The 10546-nt window shown below is 34.9% G+C and carries 7 protein-coding genes and 2 tRNA genes; 5 read left to right on the top strand and 4 right to left on the bottom strand.

The features are described from left to right. Window positions 1-149: 149 nt before the first annotated feature. Together M2326_RS17075 and sppA are read right to left on the bottom strand one after the other, a co-directional pair. Window positions 150-2783 (bottom strand): AsmA-like C-terminal region-containing protein, encoded by a 2634-nt coding sequence (locus M2326_RS17075; RefSeq protein ID WP_264620756.1) that lies wholly within the window; start codon window positions 2781-2783, stop codon window positions 150-152. A gap of 151 nt (window positions 2784-2934) precedes the next feature. Next, window positions 2935-4695, bottom strand: coding sequence for a signal peptide peptidase SppA (gene sppA / locus M2326_RS17070; protein ID WP_264620755.1), 1761 nt, complete (start codon window positions 4693-4695; stop codon window positions 2935-2937). A 132-nt stretch (window positions 4696-4827) separates the two neighbouring features. Between sppA and folK the strand changes: the two genes are divergently transcribed. Then, complete coding sequence (gene folK / locus M2326_RS17065; RefSeq protein WP_264620754.1) at window positions 4828-5337, top strand: 2-amino-4-hydroxy-6-hydroxymethyldihydropteridine diphosphokinase; 510 nt, start codon at window positions 4828-4830, stop codon at window positions 5335-5337. 154 nt (window positions 5338-5491) lie between these two features. On the opposite strand, the gene M2326_RS17060 is transcribed toward folK, so the two are convergent. Both M2326_RS17060 and M2326_RS17055 read right to left on the bottom strand, forming a co-directional pair. Then, window positions 5492-6028: an RNA methyltransferase gene (locus tag M2326_RS17060; RefSeq protein WP_264620753.1), complete on the bottom strand. Its 537-nt coding sequence runs from the start codon at window positions 6026-6028 to the stop codon at window positions 5492-5494. 145 nt (window positions 6029-6173) lie between these two features. Next, window positions 6174-6629, bottom strand: coding sequence for a DUF1573 domain-containing protein (locus tag M2326_RS17055; RefSeq protein ID WP_264620752.1), 456 nt, complete (start codon window positions 6627-6629; stop codon window positions 6174-6176). A 163-nt stretch (window positions 6630-6792) separates the two neighbouring features. Here M2326_RS17055 and mutS point away from each other — a divergent pair, with 163 nt between their 5' ends. From mutS to M2326_RS17035, 4 genes are all read left to right on the top strand, one after another. Next, complete coding sequence (gene mutS / locus M2326_RS17050; RefSeq protein ID WP_264620751.1) at window positions 6793-9399, top strand: DNA mismatch repair protein MutS; 2607 nt, start codon at window positions 6793-6795, stop codon at window positions 9397-9399. A 145-nt stretch (window positions 9400-9544) separates the two neighbouring features. Beyond that, window positions 9545-9617, top strand: a tRNA-Gly gene (locus tag M2326_RS17045). A 229-nt stretch (window positions 9618-9846) separates the two neighbouring features. Next, a tRNA-Leu gene (locus tag M2326_RS17040) sits at window positions 9847-9932 on the top strand. 112 nt (window positions 9933-10044) lie between these two features. Next, the gene (locus tag M2326_RS17035) at window positions 10045-10398 is read left to right on the top strand and encodes a DUF1508 domain-containing protein (RefSeq protein ID WP_264620750.1); all 354 of its coding nucleotides are present in this window, start codon (window positions 10045-10047) and stop codon (window positions 10396-10398) included. Window positions 10399-10546 lie beyond the last annotated feature (148 nt).

Here is a 10546-nt window from a genome sequence, read left to right as displayed (position 1 = left end):
TGAGTAATCTTTTTGCGTACGCTTAACATAGCGTGTTTCTTCATGTTTTTCCATAAGGATACTTTTTGTGTATCGCTATTTCAGGACGGGACATTCAATCATTAAAAAAAGCCGTTTCAAGATTTTACTCTTAAAACAGCTTTTGTATTTTATTCTGCAGCTTTTGGTTCTTCCGCTGCTTTCTTTTTATTAAAGAAACCTTTAATTAAGTTGGTCGCTTGTGTTTTGACTTCTTCCTTAGCTTTTTCTTGTATTTCGGCTTTGGTCGTTGGAATCACAGTTTTGGTTGTGTCTCCTGGTGGTTTGTTTTTGTTGAGTAAATCAGTCAATTTTGAGGTTCCTTTACTAATTAAAGCTGCTTTTTGCTGCTGAATCAATTGGTTGGTCAAATTGGTAACTGCCGTTTTCATATCTGTAGAAATTTTCGGACTTGAGAAGTTTCCTGTCATCGTTGCGTTAATTGGAATATTTTCTAATTTGGCGGCATCTGTAGGGGTTAACTTCGCTATCAGTGCATTGGCATCTGTTCCCAAATATTTGGCTGGTACATCAAACTTTAAACTGTAATTCATACTTTGGTCAAAACCATGTGTTCCGCCAATGGTTGCTTTGATATCTTTGTACTTAATATCGAATGGCTTCACGTTCACTTTTCCATCTTTAAATGTTATGGCAGCTTTCAAATCGTTTAAATTGATTTTGCTCATGTCCAAGAATTTAATATTAGAAGTCAGCGCAGTTAATAACGTAGATTTGTCAGAATTGATAGTAGTTGACAATAGTTGACCTAATAAATCTCCCGTAAGCGTTGTCAAATCAGGACTCATGTCGCCTGTTAAGTTTCCATTTAGTTTGATAGTGGAGTTCAATTTACCGTTAATAATTCCTGCAATAGGGGCGATTTTTTTTAACATATCCAATTGTGTGAACGATTGTGCAATATCCACTTGGTTTAATCCCAAATTCATGTCGAAAACAGGTGTTTTTCCTTTAGTAGAAACCGAACCATTCAATCCAATATTTCCACCAAAAATAGAAGTTTTTACATTTTCCATGGTCACTTTTTCGTCTTTTACAATAAGTTTTCCAGAAACATCTTTTAGCGTTAGGTTATCATATAAAACTGTATTGGCTTTCGCGGTAAGCGTACAATTCAAAAAGGCTGGGATTTTCATCGCATCAGCAGGTTTGGCAGCTTCGGTAGTTGCTTTGGCAGGTACTTCGGGTGTCATAAAATCGCTAACCGCCAATTGATTGGAAGTAAGTGCGAAGTCCCCTTTTAGTTCTTGATTTTTAAAGATATAACCATAAAAATTGTCCAAAATTCCAGTTACGGCAATATCACTTTTACCGGTAGTGGCATTAAATTGTTTCAAATTTACTTGACTTGGATTAAATTGTACCAAGGCAGTACTAATAGTCATCGCTTTTCCATTTTCATCAGTGTATTTAAAACCAGAAAGGCTCATGGTTCCCGAATTGTCAATGCTTTGGTATTGACTTTTAGTTACTGATTCCATGTCAAATTTTGTTTTAACATCTGCTTTCAGGGTTCCAGACAATGGAGTTTTTAGTTTGATGGGATAGGCTTTGGAGAGATTTCCCAAATTAATGGTTCCTTTCAGCATAGCATCTACAAGAGCATTTTGTGTTACGTTGCGAATGTTTGCTTTTGCATTAAAAATGTCTTGGTCAATTTTGAAAGACAGTTTGTCAAGATTCACATAAGTATCATTTAAAATACCAGTCTCATTTATGATTTTGGTATCAATTACAATATTTTGAACCGATTTTGGTAAATCAGGATATTGAAAAGAAGCATTGTTTGATGCGATTTCGATATTAAATTTAGGAACAGTAGTATCAGTAAGCGTTCCTTTGGCAAATCCAGCTACAGAGAAATCTCCAGTAGTTTTCACATTGTCTAAACTAGAAGAATATGCTGCCGGAATCAAACCCAAGAAGTTTTTGAAAGAGGAAGTAGGTGTTTTGAATTTCAAATCGTACACTTGACCCGCTTCGGCCATTTGGATAAAACCATCAAATTCCAATGGCAGTTGATTAATTAAGGCTTTGTTTTCTTTAAAGGTATATTTACTTTGGTTCAAATCAATTCCTAGAACTGCATCTAATGTCAAAGCTACATTTTTCATGTAATTTACTTTGTCCATATCCAATGATATTTTTGCAGTAGATTTGGTTGTTAAATCCAATTTTGAAGCAGCAAAATCTCCTGTTCCTTCATGGTTTAAACTGTCAATGACCATTTTTATTTTCGAACCTTGGTCTGTGTAACGAAACTGAAAATTTTCAATTTTATATTCCTGAATCGATAAATTCAATGGATCACTTGCTTTGTCTGTAGCAGGTTTGTCGTCTTTCAGTGCGATATCATAGTTGCCTAATCCATCTTTATTGAAAATAATATTGATTAAACCATTTTTTGAAGTAATACCTTGAATACTCATGGCTTCATTACTTTCTTTAAAAAGTTCTTTGATAGACATTTTTAAATTCAACTCGCCCAAAGAAACCAATGTGTCACCAGCAAATGGTGCTTTGTTGATGATTACTAAGGAGTCCAAAGTCACTGTTGCATTTGGAAAACTTTTGAATAAACTCAAATCGGCATCTTTGAAGCTTACGTTTGCATCTACTTTTTCGTTAATAGCTTGTGCGATTTTTGCCTTGATTTGGTCTTTGAAGAAGTACGGGATTGCAAATAAGCTTCCAATGACTAGAAGTAAAGTCCCTCCAACTATAAGTGCGATTTTCTTAAACATAATGTTGTCTTTTGTTTTTATGATAGGCATCAAAAATGTTGCCGTAATGAGTTATTAAAGATATGGGTTTGACTAAAAAATGGTTTTATATAATAGCCATTAGATATTTCAATATTGCTTTTCCCGCTTTCTAGATTAGTTATTCCCTAATTTATCGAATGTCGATTTCATAAGGCATTATAGCTTGAATTCCCTTACGAGCTTGAAGTTTTTTAACTTGCTGAATGATTTTATAATTCTCTATTCCAATTTCTTCTTTTATGAAATCAGATTTAGATTGTACAAAAGGGAGTTTGCTTAGCATGTCTTCAAAGCTTTTGTTGAATTCAGGGAAATTTTTGGTTGAATACTCTTTTGTTTTTGCTAATGTAGCCGCCGCTTGTATGGCGTCATTGAGATTTCCAATTTTATCTACCAATCCAATTTTAATAGCTTCGCTTCCTGTCCAAATGCGCCCTTGAGCAATAGAATCTACTTGTGCAAAAGACATTTTTCGACCTTCCGCCACATGGCCAACAAAGGTTTTATAAATGTGCTCAACACCTTCAAGTGTGACGGCTTTGAATTTATCATCAATAGGTACAAATGGACTGTATTCTGGAGCATTTTCGTTTGTTTTTACTTGTTCGATGTTAATTCCGATTTTGCTAGTTAATTGACTAAAATTAGGCAAAATTCCAAAAACACCAATCGAGCCAGTGATTGTGTTTTTCTCTGCAAAAATTTGATTGGCATTACACGCAATGTAGTATCCACCAGATGCTGCATAATTTCCCATAGAAACTACTACAGGTTTTACTTTTTTGGTTAATTCGATTTCTCTCCAAATTAGGTCAGAGGTCAAAGCATTACCTCCTGGACTGTTAATGCGAAGCACGACGGCTTTGATATTTTTATCTTTTCTAGCATCTTGTAGCGAACGATTCATAGAAATTTCTCCTATGGTATTAACATCACCCTCTCCAGATTGAATTTCTCCTTGCGCATAAATAACTGCAATTTGGTCATCGGTCGTAGAAAGATCTGCTTCTTGTAATTGTTTGGTCGTATAGTCTGCAATCGAAATCTTTTTGTAATCGTCTTTTTGAGCCACTTTTAAGACTTTCTTGATTGCATTATGGTATTCGTCCTCGTAACCAATAATATCAATAAGTTTTTGCTGTTTGGCAAGCGTAGGAGTTCGAGCCATAAGTTGGTTGGCAATGTCATTGAGTTGTACAATAGTTACTTTTCTACTTTTCGAAATATCTTCGAGGGTAGTGTTCCAAACAGACTGTAATAATGCAGTAACTTGCTCTCTGTTGGCATCACTCATTTTATTTTCTAGGAAAGGTTCTACGGCACTTTTGTATTTTCCATGTCGAATTACTTCCATTTTAATACCTGTTTTTTCTTGTAAATCTTTGTAAAACATGATTTCAGATGATAGTCCTTTAAAATCCATGTCTCCAACTGGATTAAGGTAAATAGTATTGGCAACCGAATTTAAATAGTATTCTTTTTGCGAATAGGTATTGGCATATGCCATGATGAATTTTCCTGTTTTTTTGAAGTCTTCCAAAGCATCACGTAATTCTTTGGTCTGTGCCATTCCTAGTGCCGTATAATTATTGAGAATAGAAATACCTTTAATATTATTATCTGTTTTTGCAATTGCAATAGCATTGATAATATCGGTCAAGCCTAAGCCATCACCTTGAGAAAAAGCACTCATCCATGGTTTTTTAAATTTTCCAGCATAATCTAGTGAAACCTCTCCTAGATTCAATTCAATAACCGAATTGTTTTCTACCGTTGCAACTTCAGAGTCGCCACCAACAACTGCTGCAATCAATCCGATTCCGATTAGTGTTAATAAGCAAAAAACAAATAATCCCACAATCGTGGCTACTACATTTCCTAAAAATCTCATATTGTTTTATTTTAAAAGAGAACACAATGATATAAAGTTATTGATTGTTCGATTTAGTTTATGCAAATATATTCCTATTTCTAAAAATGTTTTAGTTAATTTGGGGTTAATTAATTATTTGGAGGGTAGAAAATGAGTGAAGGACAGAAAATAGTTTTATCATTAGGAACAAATCAAGGCGATAAGTTAGAGAATATCTTATTGTGTATTCAATTGATAAAAGAAAAAATAGGTATGGTTACACAGATATCAAAAGTATACCAAACGCCATCTTGGGGTTTTGAAAGTGATGTTTTTTTTAATTGTGCTATCGAAGTAGAATCTGTTCAATGTCCACATGAAATTTTACAAAGCGCCTTGTCAATAGAACAAGAAATGGGGCGCACTCGAAGTGGTATTGTAGGCTATGAATCTCGGATTATAGATGTAGATTTGATTTTTTATGGAGCTGCTACAATTGATACCGAAGAGCTTAAAATTCCACACCCACTGATGCAGGAAAGAAAGTTTGTATTAATGCCTATTTCAGATTTTAATTTAAAATGGGAACATCCTATTTTCAAACAATCAATTGGTGAATTGCTAGACAATTGTTCAGATGAGAGTGATTGTATTGTAGTGCAAGCGGTTGATTTTATGTAATCGTTTGCGGGAATTGCTGTTTATTGGGAGGTGAGTTTTAGTACTGTAGCCTGTTGTTTTGTGTAAATAAAACCATGCTGTTCCTTTTTCTTTTTGGTATTAAATAATGGAACAGCCTACATTTTAAGAATGATTTGTGTTGTAATATATATTCCTAATTGGGCCAATTCATTTTTTGAAATAAATCCCAAACTACAATTCCGGCACTTACAGAGATGTTTAGGGAATGCTTAGTTCCCAATTGAGGAATTTCAATGCAACCATCACATAGTTTTACGGCTTCTTGCGAAACGCCAAAAACTTCGTTACCAAAAACTAATGCATATTTTTGGTTCTCTTCTACTTTAAAATCTTGTAAAAAGGTAGCGCTTTCGACCTGCTCGATAGCAAGTGTAAGAATGTTTTCTTTTTTTAATTTAGAAATCACATCAAGTACATTCTCGCAATGTTCCCAAGTTACAGTTTCGGTAGCGCCAAGTGCGGTTTTATGTATTTCTTTATTGGGTGGAGTAGCGGTAATACCGCACAAATATATTTTTTCGATCAAAAAAGCATCAGCCGTTCTAAAAACGGAGCCAATATTATGTAAACTACGAATGTCATCTAAAACTAAAATTAAAGGAGTTTTGTCTGATTTTTTAAAGTCTTCTATTGATTTTCGTTCAAGTTCACTGTTCTCTAGTTTTCTCATAATTTTAATTAATTGGGTACAAAGGCCTGAAGGCGCAAAAATTAAATGAAGTTCCGTTACTTTCAATAGAGTATCAACGAAACAGACGTTTTAGGATAAAAAAAAAGCTTCCAATTTGGAAGCTTTTATAAATTAAGAGTCAAAATTAGCTCTTTTTTTCGTTATCAGCTAATACTGTACCTTTTATAGTAAGTGTTTTTGTAGCTTGTCCTTCAGCATTAGAAGTAACTGTTACCGTTTTTGTAAAAGGTCCAACTCTGTCAGTAGCATATTTTACACCAATAACTCCTTTAGCACCAGGAAGAATTGGTTCTTTTGGAGTTGTAGGTACTGTACACCCACAAGATCCTTGTGTGTTCGTGATTATTAATGGTTTGGTACCGTTGTTTGTAAATACAAATTGACGGTTACCGTCTGCATTATGTGCAATTGTTCCATAATCGATAGTTTCATTTTCAAAAACAAGTCCAGCTCCATTAACTTTAGGTGCTTTTGCTACTACAGTTTTAGCAGTTGCTTTCATTTTTTTTGAAGTTTCTTGCGCATTAGAAGATGAGATTCCGAATACCGCTAGTAAGGCAATTAAAACTATTTTTTTCATTTTGTGTGTTTTTAAGTTTATAAAACAAAACTAAAGAAAATATCATGCCAATACCATAAAATTTACTTAAAACTGAAGATTATTTTTCAACTATTTACATATTCACTTTAAAATCTATAAATTCGCTCCTATTTCTAGTTAATCATAAATCAAACAAAATATTTTGGCAGCAAAAGATAAAGAAGTGAAAGAAACCCCGTTAATGAAACAATATAACGAGATCAAAAGGAAGTATCCTGATGCTTGTTTGTTGTTTAGAGTCGGTGATTTTTATGAAACTTTCGGCGAAGATGCCGTTCGAGCTTCAAAAATTTTAGGAATTACCTTAACCAAACGTGGTGCAGGTTCTGCAACCGAAACGGCATTGGCAGGTTTTCCACATCATTCGATCAATACCTATTTGCCGAAATTGGTTAAAGCAGGATTGCGTGTCGCTATTTGTGACCAGCTGGAGGATCCAAAGATGACCAAAACGATTGTAAAACGGGGTGTAACCGAATTGGTAACTCCAGGTGTATCTATGAATGATGAGGTATTGAATTCTAAATCCAATAATTTCCTGGCTTCGGTTTATTTTACAAGTAAAAGTATAGGTGTTTCTTTTTTGGATGTTTCAACGGGTGAGTTTCTTACCGCTCAAGGAAATACGGAATACATAGATAAATTGTTGCAAAACTTTAGTCCGTCAGAAATATTGGTGCCAAAAGCCAGTAAAAATAATTTTAAAGAACAGTTTGGTAATGACTTTCATTGCTTTTATTTAGAGGATTGGTTGTATAAAGAGGATTATGCTTTTGAAACCTTAACCAAACATTTTCAGACTATTTCTTTAAAAGGGTTTGGTATCGAAGATTTGAAGGAAGGTATTATCGCGTCTGGTGCAATCTTGTATTATTTGTCCGAAACACAGCATAATCGAGTGCAACATATTACATCTATTCAAAGAATTGCAGAGGATGCATATGTGTGGATGGACCGTTTTACTATTCGAAATTTAGAACTTTACCACAGCTACAATCCCAATGCAGTGACCTTACTGGATGTAATTGACAGAACACTTTCGCCTATGGGTGGTCGATTGCTCAAGCGATGGCTGGCCTTGCCTTTGAAAGATGCGAATAAAATTAAAAATCGTCACCAAGTTGTTGCTTACCTGAAAGAAAGTCAAGAGGTCTTGCAAAAGATGCAATATCAAATTAAGCAGATATCAGATTTAGAACGTTTGATTTCTAAAATCGCTGCTGGCAAAGTATCGCCACGTGAAGTGATTTATTTAAAGGAATCTTTAGATGCCATTATTCCGATGAAAACATTGGCCTTGCAAAGCACGCAGGAAGCAGTAAAAGTGATTGGGGATAGTTTTCACAGTTGCGAATTGCTTCGCGAAAAAATTAAAACAACCTTAAATCAAGAGGCTCCCGTAGCTATTTCGAAAGGGAATGCTATTGCAACGGGGGTGAACCTAGAGTTGGATGAGCTTAGAGCAATATCTACTTCGGGTAAAGAATATTTGGCTGGAATAGAAGCGCGAGAATCAGAACGTACTGGGATTACTTCATTGAAAATTTCTTTCAATAATGTGTTTGGTTATTATATCGAAGTTCGAAATACCCACAAAGATAAAGTGCCAACAGAATGGATTAGAAAACAAACTCTTGTAAATGCCGAGCGCTACATCACCGAAGAATTAAAGGAATACGAAACTAAGATATTAGGTGCCGAAGAAAAAATTCAAAAAATAGAGTCCGATTTGTTTGAGCAGTTGGTGGCTTGGATTACAACCTATATAAAACCAGTGCAATTGAATGCAAATTTGGTTGCGCAGTTGGACTGTTTGTGTTCGTTTACACAGTTGGCAATCGAAAATCAATATGTATGTCCGCAACTGGATGAAACTTTTGAATTGGATATAAAAAATGGTCGCCATCCTGTTATCGAAAAACAATTGCCGTTGGGTATGCCTTATATTGCCAATGATGTTTTCTTGGATAGAGAAACGCAACAACTGATCATGATTACAGGGCCAAACATGTCGGGTAAGTCGGCTATCTTGAGACAAACGGCCTTGATTGTGCTATTGGCTCAAATGGGAAGTTTTGTTCCTGCAGATGCTGTTCGAATGGGAATCGTTGACAAAATCTTTACCAGAGTAGGAGCGAGTGATAATATCTCAATGGGAGAATCAACTTTTATGGTCGAAATGAATGAAACCGCTTCTATCTTGAATAACCTTTCTGATCGAAGTCTTGTGTTGTTGGACGAAATTGGTCGTGGAACGAGTACTTATGACGGAATCTCAATTGCATGGGCAATTGCGGAGTATTTACACGAGCATCCGGCTAAGCCTAAGACTTTGTTTGCTACGCATTACCACGAGCTGAACGAAATGAATGAGCTATTGCCGCGTATTCAAAATTATAACGTCTCTGTAAAAGAATTAAAAGATTCGGTTTTATTTATTCGAAAGTTAGTCAAGGGGGGAAGTGCGCACAGTTTCGGAATTCATGTAGCTAAGATGGCCGGAATGCCGCAGATTGTGATTCAAAAGGCGCAAAAACTCCTTAAGAAATTGGAGAAAGATCATAGTAGTGACGCTCTAAACGGAATAAAAGCAGAGAAAGACGAGATGCAAATGAGTTTTTTCAACCTTGATGACCCATTATTAGAGGAAATTAAAGAAGAAATTTTGAGTTTGGATATCAATACGGTTACGCCTGTTGAAGCATTAATGAAGCTAAATGAGCTGAAAAGGATGTTGGTTCGAAAATAATTCAATATTTAAAATAAACGTTATCAAGGGGTTAAAAAATAATTTAAAAATATATTGCAAAACCCCTTGTTTAACTCAATAAAAGTCTTAAATTTGCATCCGCAATACAGAACAAGTATCGCGGTTCTTTTTAAGAATTGAAAATGCGAAAATAGCTCAGTTGGTAGAGCGCGACCTTGCCAAGGTCGAGGTCGCGGGTTCGAGCCCCGTTTTTCGCTCAAAGCGTAAAAGCTCAAAAAGATATCAATTAAAATAGTATCTTTGAAAAATATAAAGCTAGAATGGTAAGCTTCAATTAATTTTTCCGAAAATTAAATCCATTAAAAAAAGCTTGAATGTTAAGCTTTAATTATTTTTTTTTAAAATTAAAACATTCAAAAAAAAGAGCTCGGATGGTGAGCTCATTTAATTAATTTTTTTTTAAAAATTAAACCATTCATACCAAATGCTCGGATGGTGAAATTGGTAGACACGCTGGACTTAAAATCCAGTGAACAGCAATGTTCGTGCGGGTTCAAGTCCCGCTCTGAGTACAAAGCCTCTTCTTTTGAAGAGGCTTTTTTTTGTTTATAACTAAGCCGATCTTTTTGGTGAATTTGGTTATAAAGATTGTATTTTTAATTTTCTAAAAATTGAGGTGTAAGTATGGGGTCTTTTGTGATTAGTAAGCGATTTAGCGGAGATTATAAGTTTGAATATACTTCTAGGAAGGGTAAGCCTATCTTTACTAGTAATGCCTATGAATTACGAATGGATTGCGAGGCTGAGGCAGAATTGCTGCAGGCTAGGTTTGATAGTTGTTCTTTTTTGAAATATAAGACCGCAAAGGGGAAGTTTTATTTCAAGGTGGTGCTTGATGATGTTTTGGTGGCGGTAAGTCGTAAATACAGTACGATATTAATGGCTCAAAAAGGAATTGATGAAATAGTCAAGTATGGTTCACGGGCTGAAATTCTCGATTTTGCAGCTAGTGAAGTTGTTTTTGATGACTGGGAGTAAAATTGTACATTCTTAAAAAAAAATGGAAGTTAAGGCAATGCTTTGACTTCCATTTTTTTATTGGTCCCAAAAATAGTTAAAACTATGTACTTTAGTGCATTTCGCTTTTAGCTTCTAAAAATGTACTTTTGAGATATGGATTTTCAAA

It is taken from the genome of Flavobacterium psychraerolatum (genome assembly GCF_025960985.1).
Lineage (GTDB): Bacteria > Bacteroidota > Bacteroidia > Flavobacteriales > Flavobacteriaceae > Flavobacterium.
The sequence above is the reverse complement of the archived record's forward strand: the minus strand, read 5'-3'. Positions and strand labels throughout refer to the sequence as shown.